This is a genomic window from Bacteroides propionicifaciens DSM 19291 = JCM 14649 (assembly GCF_000375405.1).
GTDB lineage: Bacteria > Bacteroidota > Bacteroidia > Bacteroidales > Bacteroidaceae > Bacteroides_E > Bacteroides_E propionicifaciens.
The window spans coordinates 33,991-51,083 of the sequence record NZ_AQWS01000011.1 but is presented as its reverse complement, the minus strand read 5'-3'; the positions used below and the strand labels follow the sequence as shown (position 1 = coordinate 51,083).

The following is a 17,093-nucleotide window of genomic DNA, read 5'->3' as shown; positions in this document are numbered from 1 at the left end:
AATTACCTGCATAAGAGGCTACACAGTGCGTCTTGAAATCGCCTTGCATGTATGCTTTTTATTATATTTTGATTCAGTATAGCAAAAGCTAAAATCTCGCCTTTACTGTTTTCGGCATAACCCGCTAGGGTGCTGATTGCATTAATGGTACCGGTTTTAGCTTTTATTTTTCTAAAAGCTGGGGTGCTTTTCATTCGATAGGCCAGTGTACCATCAATACCAGAGACAGGTAAAGCTGGCAAGATTTTATCATAAATCTCGTTGTCTCTATAGCTGTATTTCAGCAGCTCTACGAGTAGATTTGCGCTGATCAGATTGTATGAAGATAGTCCACAACCGTCAGCGAACCGATACTTACTTGGGTCGTCGCCTATTAGTGTAACCAGTTGTTCGATATACTTCACTCCGTCTTGGGCGTGGATATGTTTTCTTTTATCTCTTTTAGCTAGTGCTACCAAAATAGCCTCACCATTGAGGTTGTCGCTATCTTTAAGAAGGGCAGTAAGCACCTCTTCTATGGGTGTGTTTATGGTACAAATTAGCTCTGCATCTGTGGGTGTTGACTCCGTCGTTTGATATCCTCCATTGATAGTGATGTAATTGTCGGATAACTTTTCGCAGAATACATGTAAAAAATAGTGCCCCGAATTCTGCATGTTTATCTCTTGAACTCTGTATCTATCTACGTTTCCTTTGACTATAATGTCATTTTTGTTTTCTAACCACTTGCGTGTAACCTTAAACTTACCTGCACTAGGATTCTTACTTTGAGTCTGATTGGTTAGTGTATAGTAGGAAGTTTCAGGTGTAAGAATAAGTTTGGCTTTATGCCCTTGAGCTTGAGGCTTAGCAATCACGCTCACCTTTCCTTTGTTATACATCAAAGGTGATATATAGGGTTGATAAGAGTTCGGATTGTCGTCCCACCCCCATCCTGTACCCCAATAGAGTGAGTCTTTCAAAGAAATATCGCCATAAATATTACCCTTAATCTCTTTGATTCCCTGTGCTGAGACTGCTGTAACGAGTTGATCCATTTTTGTATTTCCAAACTCTGGGTCTAATCCTCCAATAATGTAAAGATCCCCGTGAAGTGTTTCGTCTTTTATTTCACCTTTATACCATAATGAGGTCTCAAAGGGTTCGGCATCATAGGTTAGTGCCGCTATGGCCGTAATCAACTTCATCGTTGAGGCTGGTCTAGAGAGTTTGTGCCCCTGATGTTTATATACCCATTGGTTCGTGGTCAGGTTATAAACAGCAATACCTACCTCAGAACTCTGAGGTAGGTATTTATCTATAAGTTGGCTTACTTCTTCACTTATATTGGTTTGACTAGATCCTACTAATGGTAGTCCCAATAAGAATATCAGAGTAAGGCAAAAGCTTTTAATCATAACAGATCTTTAAATATTTCGCATACTGTTGGGTGTGGAAATACAATTTTATTCCACTGATCAACAGTGAGTTTGTTTTCGATGGCCATTGCAGCCAATGTGATAATTTCGGATGCAGGGTTACCTATGATATGTACACCCAAAATGTGTTTTGTTTTGGTGTCAATCAGTATCTTAACAAGACCACTGAATCCCTCGTTCTCGGCTACAAATCTACCGGAGAAAGTCATAGGTAATGTTTTCTTAGTGTACGATACCTTGTGTTTTATCAAATAGGCCTCAGTATGTCCAACAGCTGCTAACTCTGGGTTGGTATAAACAATACTTGGAATAGCTTGATAACTCATAGTATCAGTCATCCCCAGAATAGTGTTTACCGCTACCTCAGCTTCACGAATAGCTGTGTGCGCTAGCAGTGATTTTCCATTGGCATCTCCACAAACATAAACATGTGGAATATTACTTTGTAGTTTATCGCTCACGATTGCTTGTTTACGCTCATTAAGCTCAAGTCCTATTGGGCTTACTAGTTTGTCTAGCATTGCTCTTCTGCCTACGCTAATCAAGATCTTCTCGGCCTCGATAAATTGTTCTTCACCCTCAAAGACCACGGTGGCGTTGAGTAGTTCACCACTCTTACCAAAGCTCATCACTTGAGTGCTTGTCATAAACTTGATACCACGTTTGGTATACTCGTCTCGGAGAATTTGAACTGTTTCAGCATCCATGACAGACAGAATTTCATCCATCATCTCTACTACAGTAACTTCTGTTCCTAGACTATTATAAAATGAAGCAAACTCCATTCCAATTACACCTCCTCCCACAATAATCAGAGATTTTGGTTGTTCTTTGGTTGATAGGGCCTCTTCGTGTGTCCAGTAGTCGATGTTTTCTATCCCTTTGATAGGAGGTACAAAGGTTTCTGATCCTGTGCAAATAATTAGGTTATCAAACGTGTAGGATTCATCGTTGCAAATGATGGTGTTTTTATCTTTAAGTTGTGCCTCACCCTCAATAACAGTTACTCCAGCCTCTTGCATTTTTGCTTTTATACCTAAGACTAATTTACGGACAACCTTATTCTTGCGTGATATAATCTTCTTAAAATCGTAAGTAAAATCGGTACATTCTAGGGCAAATCGTTTGGCCTCTTTGAAAGTGTCGTATAGTTTGGCTGAGTATAAAAGTGTTTTGGTAGGGATACATCCGTCGTTAAGGCAGACACCTCCCAATGCTCTTTTCTCGAATAGAATAACGCTTAGTCCAGCTTTTCCTGCTTTTTCGGCAGCAGTGTAACCAGCAGGTCCACCACCAATAATTGCTACTTGATATTTCTTCATAGTCTAAATACTTTATATGTTAGGTTACTCACTAAAATCGTCGTCTATATAGTGTTCTTTTCTCTTGATAATTGCTTCAATAAACCGCTGTGGGTTGGCTGGTGTGATGGCAATATACTCTTTGGGTTTACATAGGATAAGTACATAGCTTGTAAGATAGAAAGAGCCAAACTTAGTAGTTGATTTAAGCTGAATATCTTTGATTAACTCTAAATCTATGATTTTTACTTTGGAGAACCGCCCCCTCTTGATAATTAATTTATTATCTGTTGTTAGCATATATGCCGTATGGATAATTCTCTCAATCATAATGATGAGCAGAATGGTTAAGACCGTGGCTAAAATGATCTGTTTTTCCCAAACCATGTAGAAGCATATTGCTGTGATAATCAGCGTTAAAAAGAGCTGATCCCAACGAGTTCTTGAGTGAAAGGTTCTGTTCATTACTGTTTTTATGCTACAAATTACTGAATTAAAAAAATTAATCCCAACTAAAACTAAAAAAGTATTAAGTAATTTTATAATTTTGTATATCTCTAATGATATGAGTTTTATGGTTAAGGAATATGATTTTCTTGTTATAGGATCAGGCATTGCTGGAATGAGTTATGCTTTGAAAGTTGCAGACCAAGGTTCTGTAGCCCTAATTTGTAAGACTGAGCTTGAAGAGGCTAATACTTTTTATGCTCAGGGAGGAATAGCCTCAGTAACTAACCTAAAAGTTGACGACTTTGATAAGCACATTCAAGATACGCTGATTGCTGGTGACTGGTTAAATAATGCTGAAGCTGTGGCAAGAGTGGTTCGTGGTGCGCCCAGCCAGATTGAGGCATTAGTCAATTGGGGTGTCCAGTTTGATAAAGATAAGCAGGGGGAGTTCGACCTTCACCGTGAAGGTGGACATTCAGAGTTTCGTATTCTTCATCATAAAGACAATACTGGAGCTGAAATTCAGCAGAGTCTCATTAGAGCGATTCAGCAGCATTCCAATATTGCTGTTTACGAACATCATTTTGCCATTGAAATCTTAACCCAACACCATCTAGGAGTTGAAGTAACTCGACGCACACCCGGTAAAGAGTGTTTTGGTGCTTATATTCTAAATCCTGAAACTAATCAGGTAGATACTTTTTTGGCTAAGGTGACATTGATGGCTACAGGAGGTGTAGGTGCTGTCTATAAAACAACAACAAATCCACTTGTGGCAACTGGCGATGGTATCGCAATGGTTTATCGGGCCAAAGGAACTGTAAAAGATATGGAGTTTGTACAATTCCATCCAACAGCACTCTTTCATCCTGGCGATCGCCCATCTTTTCTAATAACTGAAGCTATGCGAGGCTATGGGGCAATATTGCGAAATTGTGCAGGAGAGCCTTTTATGCAAAAATACGATGAAAGACTTTGCTTGGCACCGCGTGATATAGTTGCTCGTGCTATCGATAGTGAGATGAAAAGTAGAGGTGATGATCATGTCTATCTTGATGTGACCCATAAAGATCCGCAACAAACTATCAATCATTTTCCTAATATCTATAAAAAATGCCTCTCTTTAGGGATTGATATCACCAAAGACTATATCCCCGTAGCGCCTGCAGCTCACTACCTTTGTGGCGGGATACTTGTCGATTCTGATGGGCAATCATCAATTAAAAGGCTTTATGCTGTTGGAGAGTGTTCGTGCACAGGTCTGCACGGAGGAAATAGATTGGCTTCTAACTCTTTAATAGAGGCAGTTGTTTATGCAGATGCAGCTGCTAAGCATAGTTTAGAGATGTTTACTAATTATAATTTTAAGAATGAAATTCCTTCGTGGAATGCCGAAGGTATGCGTTCCCCCGAAGAGATGGTACTCATTACTCAGAGCATTAAAGAGGTCAATCAAATTATGAGTACTTATGTTGGTATTGTACGTAGTGATTTACGACTTAAGCGGGCTTGGGACCGACTCGATATTTTATACGAAGAGACTGAAGATCTTTTTAAGAGAAGCTATGCTTCCCGTGAAATTTGTGAGCTCCGTAATATGATTAATACAGGCTACCTAATTATGCGACAAGCTATTGATCGTAAAGAAAGTAGAGGGTTGCATTATAATATAGATTACCCCTTCAAATAATTTTGTCTAGACATGTTTGATAGCATGTTTGATTTTTTGATATTTATTCTAAATCGACGTGTAGTAGCTGTTTGTATAGCTGTTAAACGTCGGTTTTTTGAAGGGTTATTTAAAGTATAGAAACTTTTCCTTTGAGCTTTTGTTTTCTATATACGTTAAAAGTTTTAAACTAATGACTATCTTTCTTTAAATAAACTTTTTAGTTGACGTATTGATTAAGATATTATTAAGAAGTTACTCCCAATTAAAGTTACTTAAGATATGACTTTAGTTGAGTGTATTTTTTTAACTATTTATGACTACACTTTAGGTTACTTGTGTGTAACTTTGATGTCAACTATAATACATTATAAAGACTATGAGGAGTATTAAAGCAGGTCTATTAGCAACATTAGCAATCTTTTTGTATTGTTGTAATAGTCATAATTTTATTGAAAATTCCCCAGGTAAAGGCGATCGCGATCAATTAACATTTTCAAGCTATGTAGAAGGATCTACAGCAGAAAATGCAACGACGCGAAAAACTGGTAATCGCTGGGAAGCAAATGATGCAATTGGATTGTTTTCGTTTGAAACAGGAAAGCCAAACAGTCAAGCTACTGTAGATGCTAACCTTAATAATCGCGAGTTTATAACTTTAAATGGTCTAGGCCAATTCTCAACAAAACCAGGTACGCCGTCTGTTCCTTATCCTACAGAAAGAAAAGATTTTATTGCGTACTTCCCTTATAAATCTGATGTCTTAATATCTGAGGATTTTACTTACCCCATTGATTTAGCTAATCAGCTAGATATTGATAAAATCGACTTGTTGTACTCTAACAACCTAAAGGATTTTAATCTATTACTTCAACCCGAGCTTAGGTTCAAACATGTACTGTCCCGTTTGAAATTAACTATAACATCAAAAAAGTACGACTTAACTGGAGCTAAAGTTGAACTGACAAACTTCAATGCTAAAGCTGATTTCAACTTGATTTCTGGTGTGGTATTGGTTGACCAAAGTGTTGTGGAGGTTGTTAATCTTCCTTATACACTTCTAAACGGTGAAATGACAATCAATGCTTTAATCCTTCCTACTCAGAAAGCTCAAGACTTTACGGTGAAAATTACGCTAAAGGATGGACAAGTAGCAAGATGGAACAATCATAAGGATGCTGGTTGGATTTGGGAGCAAGGTCGTGTTTACACCAAAGCTATTAGTATTGGTGAAACCGGTGGTGTTGATCCAGATCCTCAACCTGAACAAAAATACGGTTTCTTTGAAACCCCTCAAGGTAATGAAACTGCAAATACGCAGTTTGTGGTGCATAATGTGCCATCTGGTGCGAGTGCTAATTTGTTGAAGGATGCCAATGGAAATCCGCAGCGTAATTTTACGATGCTATATGATAAAGAGTATAAAATAGCTCACTGGGTAGCTTACCCTCAACATAAAAACTATGTTGGAAGTGCTAAACGTACTAATGCATGGGCTTACGATCCACTTATAGATAGAGGTTATCAAATTAACCTGAAATCTAGCTATAAAGAGAACTACTCACGTGGACATCAGATTGCCAGTGGTGACCGTACTGCTGATGCCGCTGTTAATAGGCCCACTTTTTATTATTCGAACATGACTCCTCAAATTCAAAATGGACTAAATGGAGATATTTGGGCTCATTTAGAGCAAGCTGTTCGAGGTTATGTGCTAGGTAACGATACACTATGGGTGGTGACAGGTGCTGGTTTGCCTAAAGATAAAAGCCAAATCAAGTATGCACACTCCAAGGATGGTGAACCTACAGCAATCCCGACATACTACTATAAGGTAGTAGCCAAAAAAGTTGGAGGCAAGTTCTATACTTTGGGTTATCGACTTGAGCAAAGAGTTCATACTAAAGGTGAGCATTACGATGATTTCCGTGTTACTGTTAAGGCTTTAGAAGAAGAAACAGGTTTTACATTCTTCCCATCTATACCTGCAGAGGATAAAGAGGTAATTGTAAACTCACAGTGGTAGCAAATAAGACTAATACCCTTGAATATGAAAAAACCAATGACAAATATATGCATAGACCTAATCAATAAGAGGTTCGAAGCTTCTTGCAGGGTTTATACACTTGTATCACATACAAGGAGCGCTGGTGAGACTTATATTCAAGCTCTGAATAGGAATATAAATAAATCAAAAAACAATAGCTTATTGAGTGAGGTTAGTCCTCACTCAATAAGCTATTAATCTTTAAATAGGTAAATATGACTAAGCTTAAATCTATGTTCTCAGCTTTGGCTGTTTTTTTACTGTTGAGCGCATGTTCTAGCGACAGCAGTGATTCGTATGACGGCTTTGATTATAGTGGAAAGTCCACTATTGAAGTAATCGGTAGAGTTTTGGGTACTGATAAGATAACCACTCAAAATAGGGCTGGTAAGAATGTTATCGGACTCTATGCTGTTCGAAGTGGAAAAATACTTTCAGATGCAACAGCCTATGATAATAGAATAAATATTAAATACACTTCCTTATCTACAGGTGATGTGGCAATATTCAGTTCGGCTAAAGAAATTGAATCCATTCAGCTTAAAAAAGGTAGTCTTGATATCATTGGCTACGCCCCATATAAGAATATTATTGAAGACTGTAAATATCCCTTGGATTTGAATAAGCCGGAGGATGTATTATACTCTAATAATGCTAAAGGCTTACGCGCTGGTGAGCAAGCTAACTTAGAGTTTGGACATGTATTGTCTCAGTTGATAATTCAAGTTATTCCTGGCGAGAATGTAAATACTCTGGTTGGTTTAAAAGCTGATAATTTATCAGGCATTGCAACCAAAGGAGTTTTGGATTTAAGTACTGGTTTGGTATTAGTGGATGATCAAAGCGTCAATAACCTAAAAACGACAGTGATAGCTGGTCCTGTTCAAGCAAATATTCAGACACTTATTCTACCTGGTCAAACAATAGGCAACGCAAAGGTGGTTGTCACTTTAGAGGGTAAGCAATATGTGTGGACGCCAACCGACGATGTGACTATTGAGTCGGGCAAAATCTATACCTATAAAATGACTATTAATGCAGATGGCAGTTGGACTCTTGAACCCAATGGAACTGTAACCGACTGGACTGAAGGCAATGTAGATGATGATATTGAGGTTTTAAATCCAGACGAATCTGAATCAGGTGATATTGAGGATCCTAATGAAGAGACTAAACCTGGTGATGATGCGACTGTTGGTGAGGAGGTGGTTGTAATGAATCAGACTTTTGGTATTAACGATGGAAAGAAATGGGACTTAAAGTATTATGAGTTTGACGAGAAGAATGAGTTCTCCACTTCGGGTGTTACTTTTAGTAATAAAGGAAGTAAGGTTGCTGCTCGTGCACGTGTTGCTTTCCTTGAAGGGGATAAACATATTTGGTTTCCTGCCTATGACTCTTCTGTAGCTACTCCTGAAGATATAATGCCAACACTCAGCATCTCGAATATCAACACTCAAAACTTTAAGGATATCGAGTTGAGCTTCGACATGACTGGAGATTTACGAAAGTCGGACTACATACATGCTAATTTTATTCATGTATATATTGATGGTCAAAAGGTAAAAACTGATGATGAAGTAATTGCCTTTGACAACTATGAAAGTGCATATTATAGAGTTAGAGTAAAAATAGATAAATCCTTTTCAACCCTTGAGTTTAAAACAGGTACCGAAAACTATACAGGTATTCGCTTAGATAACCTTGTGATCAAGGGGCTAAAAACAGAATAATATAACTAACTAAAAAAAGCTTGATGACTCGTTCGTTGGGCCTTATCTTAAAATAAAACAGAATGAAAAAGTTAAAATCCTTATTGTTTGGACTAGGAGCAATTGCTCTTCTAGGAGCTTGCTCCAACGATCGTGATACTTATGAAGGTCGCGATCCTAGTGGAAAAAATGATGTTACGTTTAACACTAATATTTCTTCTCGAGCTGTAGGTCGAGCAATCGATTCCGATTGGACTTCGGGTGATGCCATAGGTATATATGCTGTTAAAGCAGGTACGGGATTAAGTGAAGCAGATATATTTGACGGCAAGTCGAATATTAAACACACTACAACATCGGCTGGAAAAACAGCTAAGTTCGTAGCAGCTAATCCTGCTCAGGCTATTGCCCTTGATGGTAAAACTGAGATTGATGTTATTGCTTATTATCCTTTTACGACTCCAATTACAGACTTTTCTTTAGCAGTAGATGTTAACGACCAGTCAAAACCTCAAGATATTGATGTGTTGTACTCAAACAACTTGAAGAACGTTGAGAAAGCAGGTCCTGCTAACATGACCTTTTCACATCAACTATCAAAGCTTATCTTTATTGTTGAGCCAACGGCCGATTATCCATCACTTGCTGGTTTAGGTGCTAAAGATCTACAAGGGCTTATCAACAAGGGTTCATTCGATCTTAAAACTGGTGCTATAACTCTTTCGGGTGATGCGACTATGCTTCAGCCTAAAGTTAATGGATCATCGGTATCTGCTATTCTGATTCCTGGTCAAAAATTAGGATCAAATGTATCCGTTAAGTTTACACTCGGTGCAGAGGAGTTTACTTGGACTTCAAAGAAAGAGTTTGACTTGGCTGCTGGAACTAAATATACATTCAGAATCCAACTCTCTAAAGATGGTAGCGTGGCTACACTTAATCCTGAAGGGGGAATTGAAGATTGGGTAGAAGGTAATGATGATAATGGTGTTGATATTATTACTCCTGGTGGTGAAGATCCAGACCCAAAACCAACAGAAGGTAATGATTTGACTGCTGATAAGTCGATGTTGAATTTTACTAAAGACGCTTCAGCTCTTGCACTTAATATTACTTCAAGCTTGGCTTGGACTATTACAAGTGATGCAGCGTGGCTAAGTGTTGATGTTACTTCAGGTAATGGAAATCAAACCATAAATGTTCAAGCCTTAGTAAACTCTGGTAATGCACGTAGTGGAAAGTTGACGATTACTAGTGGACAAAGTGTAGCTGTAGTTAATGTTAGTCAGGCAGCTGGAACTTCTCAACCAGGCGTTGAGCAAGTAGTCTTCTTAGAGACATTTGGTAAGTCTACAAAAGTTGCTAAACCATGGCCACTCTTAAGTAAATATACCAACTATGATAATAAAAACTTGACATTTAAGGATACTGCTGGTGCTGAAGGAAAGACTGATGTAAGAAGCACGTCAAAGTTAGATAATCATATTTGGCTTCCTGAAAAAGGAGGAAACTTAGTGATTGAAGGCTTTGATTTGACGGGCTTTAGTGATGTTCAGCTCGAATTTGCAGTAACTACTAACTTGTTTAATGCAGGTAGTGAGTTTGACTTAGGGAATATAAACGTGTTCTGTGATGATACTAAAGTCGCTGTACCTTCTTTTGTAATAACTAAAGCGGATGGTTACTTTGAGAAGTTCTATGTTGTGAAGCTTACAGGTCTTCCATCAAACTTCAGCTCTTTGAAGTTCACTGTTGATAATAATACGGGAACTCGTATAACTGATATCAAACTATCAGGTAAGAAATAAAAATATAATGCTCTCTGTTAGCTTTTAACCCTAACAGAGAGTTCTAACCTAAAATATGAGAAAATGAAAAAGCTAAGAACCTTAATTTATGCAGCAGGCGTATTTCTGCTGGCAGCTTGTTCAAACCATGAGGGATTTGATAATCCTAAAGACAATAATGTATTGAATTTTAAATCAAATATCATTAAACCCTCAAGCCGAGTTATCGATAATAACTGGGAGTTGGGTGATGCTATTGGAGTTTATGCCCTTAATTCGGCAGACCAAACCTTATTTGGAGGATTTTCTAATGTGAAATACAACTCTTCCAATGCAGGTGCTAAGGGTCAGTTTACACCTGATGCTTCAAATCCTGGGATAAGCCTAGATGGAGCTACGGCAGTGGATATTAAAGCTTACTATCCTTTTAAAGAAGGAGTAGTCGACTTTGTATATCCTATCGATGTAACAACTACAACTCCGTTGGTTGACTTGCTCTATGCCAATAATATAAAAGGCATAAAAGATAATGGAAACCCCGACTTGACGTTTACGCATCAGCTCTCTAAGTTTGAGCTTGTTCTGTCGATTGATGCTACTGAAGGCAACTTGGTAACTTCTTTGGCTGGTCTTACGGCTAAGACTGTAGAAGGTACAATAGCAAAAGGGGAATTCAACTTAAGCACAGGAGCTCTTGCATTTGCTGAAGCAGCTCAAACCGAATCAATCACTCCTATATTCAATGTAGGTAGTGAGGGAAATTCAGCTTTAGTTACTGCTTATCTTGTTCCTGGTCAATCTACAAATACGATTGAAGTCCCTATGGTGCTCGATGGCAAAACCTTTGTATGGAAAGCTACGACTGCTTTAGATTTACAATCGGGGAAACAATATACTTTCAAGGCAGCACTACGTGAGATTGAAGAGGGCAAGGTTATTCTTGTTAACCCCGATGCTTCAATTCAAGATTGGGAGGTAGGCCATGAAGATACCGATCCTGGTCAAGTAGATCCTTCAGAAGACGATAAGAGTCTTACGGTTACCGAGCGTGAGTTTGCAGTTAATGCAGATGGCGGTTCCAAAACTTTTGATGTATCAGCATCTGAAGGTTTAGACTGGATTGTTGCTGTGAGCGAGGGTGCGGATTGGATTACAACTGTCAAAGAAGATAGCAAGGTAAAAGTAACTGTAGAACCTAACGAAACACCCGACGCAAGAACAATGAATGTTGTGCTCTCGGCTGATGGTGTTGCCGATGTGGTAATTACAGTAACTCAAGAGGGTAAGAAAGATACACCGACTGAAGCTAGCGTTATATTTGAAGATGGGTTTGATTTAGTTACTAAAAACACAAGTTTTACGGCTTATATGAATATGTTGAGAGATGGTGACTATCTAGAGGGACATCCGAATTTTGTTTATAAACCATCTTCTTCTAAGGTGGATGTTCGAAAATCTAGTGAAGGTTCTGTTTGGTTTCCTACAGCAGAGACAAAAGTTCTTACTTTAGAAAACTTAAATGTAGCAGGTTATACCAACCTAACATTATCACTTCAGTTGGTTGGGCAAACAGCAGATAGAACCTTTGCATCTGAATTTAAAGTTCAACTTGGTGATGGAGAGCTTGTCGCTTTACCTGAAGAATTGCTTAAAGGTGGATCAGAGTATACGGATTATACTTTAGAGTTGGGGGATATTGATCCATCTACTCAGGAGATAAATATAAGTTTCCATGTTGGAGCACTACCCACTGATGGTGGAATACGATTGGGTAATCTAGTAGTAAAGGGTTACCGCTAAACATAATACATAAAGTCTTGAGACAGCACGTTATTATGCTGTCTCAAGTTGTCTTAATGATTAAGATAATATGAGTTTTAAACAGTTTATTGAAATAAAATCGCAAAGAGTATGAAACAAAAACTAATGGCATTTATAATGCTCCTTTTATCTCTACCAGTATTGGCTCAAACCAATGGTGGATTAAAAGGACGGATTATTGATGATGCAACTAGAGAGCCACTGCAGGGAATTGCTGTGATTTTGCGAGGTCATAATTACACTACTGAAACCAATGAGAAGGGTGAATTTATATTCACTAACCTAACAGGTGATTCAGATGTGTTAATTATATCCTCTGCGAGGATTATGGCCAAGGAGGTGCCAGTGAAGTACAGTCCAACTCAATCAAATGATTTGGGGGGTATAAAAGTAGCTGTAAAACAGCTCAGTATGGATAAGAACTTGGTAGGTCTTCTAGATGAAGATATGATAGGTGATGATGATGGCGGTCTTTCGCAAGATGTCAGCCCAATGGTTATTCTATCTAACGATATGTATCTTAATAATATTGCTTACCAATTGTCTCCAATGCGTTTTAAAGTCCGTGGTTATGACAACAACTACGAACAGAAATTCATTAACGGTGTAGCTTTTAATGATCAGATCAGAGGAGTATTCAACTACTCTGCTATTGGAGCGCTCAACGATGTTACTCGTAATGGTGATGCTGCCGATTATCTAGCGCCTTCTCGTTTCTCATTCGGAGGTATTGGAAGAGCCGAAAACATCAACATGCGTTCGGGTAACTATGCTCAGGGTGGAAAAATATCAGCCTCATACACGAATCGTAATTATTACGTACGTGGTATGGCTTCTTATGCTACAGGCTTAAGAGACGATGGTTGGGCATTTAACATCTCTGTGGGTGGTCGTTATGCTGACCGTGGTTATATTGATGGTGTGTTTTATGATAACTTCTCTTATGCTATTGGCGCTGAAAAACAATGGGATGAGGGTAGACATAGCATCTCGTTCATAACATTTGGTTCTCCTGTTCGTCGTGGACAACAAGGAGGTTCTTACCAAGAGGTTTACGATCTAAGAGATAATAACCTATACAACCCAAACTGGGGATATCAAAACGGTAAACGTCGTAACTCGAAAGTAGTACGTTCGTTTGACCCAACAGCTGTAATTTCTCACGTGTGGAAAATCGATGAAAACATGAGATTAACCACAGGGGTTGGTGCACACTATAATATGTATGGTGGTACAGCGCTAAACTGGTATAACGCTCCAGACCCACGTCCTGATTACTACAGATACTTGCCTTCTTATTTTGAAAATGAAGAGGTTCAAGACTACTACAAATATCTTTGGAGTACGGGCGATCCCAATGTAACTCAGGTGAACTGGGATAAGATGTATGAGGCTAACCAAATGGCAGCTCGACAAGGCAATGATGCTGCCCTTTATATGCTTGAAGAACGTCACAAAGACTTGTTTGAGATTTCGCTAAACTCAACTTTTGATGCTGATATAAACGAAAATATGAAGTTTATTGGAGGTATCGGACTTCGCAACTCTCAATCGTATCAGTACAAGACCGTAAAAGACCTTTTGGGTTCTCAATACGTACTTGATATTGACAAGTTTGCAGAGCGTGATTTCCAGGGTGACCCGAATGCAGTTCAGAATGACTTGTTAAAGCCTAATCGTAGAGCTTATGGTGGTGATACTTTTGGCTACGACTTTAAGTTTAATGTGAACAATGCTAATGTTTGGTTCCAAAATGTCTATAAATACCGAAATGTTGACTTCTACTATGGAGCTAAACTTTCGTATACAGACTTCCATCGTAAGGGTTATATGATGAACGGTAGATATCCAGACAACTCTTATGGTCGTGGTGATAACCATTCATTTGTTGACTACGGTATGAAAGCAGGATTGACCTACAAAATCAATGGTCGTCACTTTATTACTGCCAATATTGGTTATATGACAGAAGCTCCAATGGTTGAAAAGGCTTACATCTCACCTAGAATATCCGATTTTACTTCGGACGATATGAAGAGTGCAGGGATTTTTACAGCTGACTTAAGCTATGTATTCTCTATGCCTTCTATTCATGGACGAGTGTCACTGTTCCAAACGAGCTTCTTTGATCAAATGATGAGATCAAGTTACTATCACGACTCTGAGCGTACTTTTGTTAACCACCTGCTTACAGGAGTTGATAAAGTACACCGAGGAGTAGAGTTGGGTTTCAATTATAAATTAAACGATAACTGGAACTTTGACTTTGCAGGTACTGTAGCTCAATATTATTACAATAACAACCCTGAAGGAACTATCAGCTATGAGAATGGTAAAGAGATGGGAATTCAGGAAAAAGTTTATTTAAAGAATGCTTATGTAGGAGGAACTCCGCAGATTGCAGGAACTATCGGTGTTAACTATTTCTACGACTTCTGGTTCGTGAGTATGAACTTAAACGGTATGGGAAGAAACTATATTGATATTTCACCTATGCGCCGTCTGGCTTCCAATTATGTAAATGTGAACCCAGGTACTCCCGAGTACGAAGCATATCGTGACCTAACACATCAAGAGCGTTATGGAAGTGCATTTACTTTAGATTTCTCTCTTGGAAAGATACTTTACCTTAAAAATAGAAACTCCATCAACTTTAATCTATCTGTAAATAACTTACTAAATAGAGAGAACGTAAAGACTGGTGGTTACGAGCAAGGACGTTTGGATTTAGAAAAACCCAATAAGTTCCAATCTCGTTATTTCTATATGCAAGGAATCAACTGTTTCTTAAATGTTAGCTATAAATTTTAATTAAACGATCATAAAGCAAATTAGATATGAAAACAATACATAAAATACTTGGTCTGCTTCTCGTATTGGTAGTTGCAGCCGTTGGCTGTTCTAAAGATTATGACATGCCACCTCTGAACAAGCCTGTTTATACAGGTCCAGAGGAAAACATTACCATAAAAGAACTTAAAGAGAACTATAAGAATGTTGCCGAAGGCACACCCCAGCTTATTGAATTCGAATATATTCTTAAAGCAAGAGTGATCAGCAGTGATGCTTCGGGTAATATCTTCAAACAGGTTTATATCGAAGATCACACAGGGGGTATTAACCTAGGTGCTGATCAAAACAACATATCAACAGATTACGCTCTAGGACAAGAGGTGTATATTAATCTACATGGTTTGTATATGGTCTCTTATGGAGAGCAGTTACAAATCGGTTATGGTGATACACAAGCCAATCGTATTCCATGGAATATCTTCACTAAGCACGTGGTTAAAAACAATTGGCCAAATGTTGAAGCTATCAAACCTACAGTTGTTACTGACTTTAGCAAACTAAGTGATAAAGATGTTAATACGCTAGTGGAGCTAGAGGGTATTTACTTCACTGATGGAGGCAAGCTTCCTTATGCTGAAGATCAAAAGACTGTTAATAGAAATATTAAAGATGCTAAAGGAAATACCATCATTCTAAGAACTAGTGGTTACTCGAACTTCTACAAAGAGATCTTACCTTTTGGTACAGGTAGTGTTGTAGGTATTTTGAGTAAACATAGAAGTGATTGGCAGTTGATGATTCGCTCACTTGACGATGTCTTGACTTTTGATGGTAAAGCACCAGGTGAGACCGACCCAACTGAGCCAACTGATCCTGAAGACCCCAATGCTAAACCTAACATGACTATTGCTGAATTTGCAGCTAAGTATGCAGGTGCTGCATCAGCTGCAATGAAGATTGAAGACGATGTTAAAATCGGAGGTATTGTGGTGAGTGACGATACTGACAGTAACGTATTTAAGAAAGTTTATATCGAAGATGAAACGGGTGGTATTACTGTGGGTGTAGATGATAGCTTCGTTTCTAAAACTCTAGCTTTAGGGACAAAGGTTGTCTTTAATGCCAAAGGTCTTGATGCAATTTTCTATGAAGGTCTACTTCAGATTGGTTCGTCAACTGCACAAGCTAACCGTATTAGCCTAGCCGACTTTGAAAGTCGCATTACAACAGTTTCAGTGGGCAATAAGGTTACACCTAAAGTTGTAACCATTGAAACATTGAACAGTAGCAACTTGAACACCCTTGTCCAGCTTAGTGGTGTAACTATTGTTGAGGCTGGTCAGCCTTATGCTAATCCTAAGGTCAATACCAATAGAACAATCAAGGATGCTAGTGGAAAGACTTTGACAATGCGTAATAGTGGTTTCTCTAAATTTGCTGACCAAATTATGCCTTCAGGCAATTTGACTATTGTTGGTCTTGTAGAGACACATAAAGGTGAGTGGCAAATGACTATTCGCAGTACAAGTGATGTAACTCCTTTTAATGGTGAAGTACCTACAGACCCTACAGAACCTACAGATCCGACTGATCCTGTAGATGGAGTAGTCTTGAAAGAGAGTTTCGGAGCCAAATTTGAAAAAGGTGATGCAGCTTGGCCAAAAATCGCAGCCTTTACTGGCTATGACGACAAAGCTGTTGTTTACTCGGACCCAACTAATGTTTCTGATATCAGAAACACTAAAGATTTGGACAATCACGTTTGGCTTAAAGCAAATGCTGATTCTGAATTTGTAGTTGCTGGCCTTGTAGGTGTAGGTGGTAAAGAACTTAGCTTGAGCTATGCTGTTGCTGCCAATGTTTATAACGAAACTGATGCAACCAATCTTAATAGTGTAGAGGTTTGGTATAACGGTAAGCAATTAACCACTGAATCCAAAGAGGTGAAAGGTAAAGCCGACTTAAATAAGTTTTATACCCTATCTATCAAAGGAATTCAAGGTGTTGACGGAGCAGAACTCAAGTTTGTTGCTAAAGGTGCAAACAATAAGTTCGGTCTGCGTTTGGACAACCTAGAAGTAAGTGTTAAATAAGA

Annotated in this window: 10 protein-coding genes; 7 read left to right on the top strand and 3 right to left on the bottom strand. The window is 38.5% G+C overall.

The window, feature by feature from the left end; genetic code table 11:
- Positions 1–2: 2 nt before the first annotated feature.
- Genes dacB through B091_RS0104705 form a run of 3 tightly spaced genes read right to left on the bottom strand, consistent with a single transcriptional unit; the run spans position 3 to position 3,184 of the window.
- Complete coding sequence (gene dacB / locus B091_RS0104715) at positions 3–1,397, bottom strand: D-alanyl-D-alanine carboxypeptidase/D-alanyl-D-alanine endopeptidase (RefSeq protein WP_018108857.1); 1,395 nt, start codon at positions 1,395–1,397, stop codon at positions 3–5.
- On the bottom strand, positions 1,394–2,740 hold the full coding sequence (lpdA, locus tag B091_RS0104710) for a dihydrolipoyl dehydrogenase (RefSeq protein ID WP_018108856.1): 1,347 nt from the start codon (positions 2,738–2,740) through the stop codon (positions 1,394–1,396). Before lpdA ends, dacB begins: the two co-directional genes overlap by 4 nt.
- 24 nt (positions 2,741–2,764) lie before the next feature.
- The gene (locus B091_RS0104705) at positions 2,765–3,184 is read right to left on the bottom strand and encodes a PH domain-containing protein (protein WP_018108855.1); all 420 of its coding nucleotides are present in this window, start codon (positions 3,182–3,184) and stop codon (positions 2,765–2,767) included.
- Positions 3,185–3,293: 109 nt separating this feature from the next.
- On the opposite strand from B091_RS0104705, the gene nadB reads away from it, so the two are divergent.
- From nadB to B091_RS0104670, 7 genes are all read left to right on the top strand, one after another.
- On the top strand, positions 3,294–4,859 hold the full coding sequence (gene nadB / locus B091_RS0104700; RefSeq protein WP_018108854.1) for an L-aspartate oxidase: 1,566 nt from the start codon (positions 3,294–3,296) through the stop codon (positions 4,857–4,859).
- A 358-nt stretch (positions 4,860–5,217) separates the two neighbouring features.
- Positions 5,218–6,864 (top strand): DNA/RNA non-specific endonuclease, encoded by a 1,647-nt coding sequence (locus B091_RS0104695; RefSeq protein WP_018108853.1) that lies wholly within the window; start codon positions 5,218–5,220, stop codon positions 6,862–6,864.
- 236 nt (positions 6,865–7,100) lie between these two features.
- Positions 7,101–8,618 carry a fimbrillin family protein gene (locus B091_RS0104690; RefSeq protein ID WP_018108852.1) on the top strand — a complete coding sequence of 506 codons (1,518 nt, stop codon included), beginning with the start codon at positions 7,101–7,103 and terminating at the stop codon, positions 8,616–8,618.
- Positions 8,619–8,680: 62 nt separating this feature from the next.
- On the top strand, positions 8,681–10,405 hold the full coding sequence (locus B091_RS0104685) for a fimbrillin family protein (RefSeq protein ID WP_018108851.1): 1,725 nt from the start codon (positions 8,681–8,683) through the stop codon (positions 10,403–10,405).
- 63 nt (positions 10,406–10,468) lie between these two features.
- A complete protein-coding gene (locus tag B091_RS0104680; protein ID WP_018108850.1) occupies positions 10,469–12,184 on the top strand; it encodes a fimbrillin family protein in 1,716 nt (571 codons plus the stop codon).
- 111 nt (positions 12,185–12,295) lie between these two features.
- Positions 12,296–15,016 carry a TonB-dependent receptor gene (locus B091_RS0104675; RefSeq protein WP_018108849.1) on the top strand — a complete coding sequence of 907 codons (2,721 nt, stop codon included), beginning with the start codon at positions 12,296–12,298 and terminating at the stop codon, positions 15,014–15,016.
- A gap of 26 nt (positions 15,017–15,042) precedes the next feature.
- Positions 15,043–17,091 carry a DUF5689 domain-containing protein gene (locus B091_RS0104670; protein WP_018108848.1) on the top strand — a complete coding sequence of 683 codons (2,049 nt, stop codon included), beginning with the start codon at positions 15,043–15,045 and terminating at the stop codon, positions 17,089–17,091.
- Positions 17,092–17,093: the final 2 nt, after the last annotated feature.

Bases quoted from the DNA above. Each gene is read 5' to 3' on its own strand.
- dacB (WP_018108857.1), bottom strand. From the start codon at position 1,397: ATGATTAAAAGCTTTTGCCTTACTCTGATATTCTTATTGGGACTACCA.
- lpdA (WP_018108856.1), bottom strand. From the start codon at position 2,740: ATGAAGAAATATCAAGTAGCAATTATTGGTGGTGGACCTGCTGGTTAC.
- B091_RS0104705 (WP_018108855.1), bottom strand. From the start codon at position 3,184: ATGAACAGAACCTTTCACTCAAGAACTCGTTGGGATCAGCTCTTTTTA.
- nadB (WP_018108854.1), top strand. From the start codon at position 3,294: ATGGTTAAGGAATATGATTTTCTTGTTATAGGATCAGGCATTGCTGGA.
- B091_RS0104695 (WP_018108853.1), top strand. From the start codon at position 5,218: ATGAGGAGTATTAAAGCAGGTCTATTAGCAACATTAGCAATCTTTTTG.
- B091_RS0104690 (WP_018108852.1), top strand. From the start codon at position 7,101: ATGACTAAGCTTAAATCTATGTTCTCAGCTTTGGCTGTTTTTTTACTG.
- B091_RS0104685 (WP_018108851.1), top strand. From the start codon at position 8,681: ATGAAAAAGTTAAAATCCTTATTGTTTGGACTAGGAGCAATTGCTCTT.
- B091_RS0104680 (WP_018108850.1), top strand. From the start codon at position 10,469: ATGAAAAAGCTAAGAACCTTAATTTATGCAGCAGGCGTATTTCTGCTG.
- B091_RS0104675 (WP_018108849.1), top strand. From the start codon at position 12,296: ATGAAACAAAAACTAATGGCATTTATAATGCTCCTTTTATCTCTACCA.
- B091_RS0104670 (WP_018108848.1), top strand. From the start codon at position 15,043: ATGAAAACAATACATAAAATACTTGGTCTGCTTCTCGTATTGGTAGTT.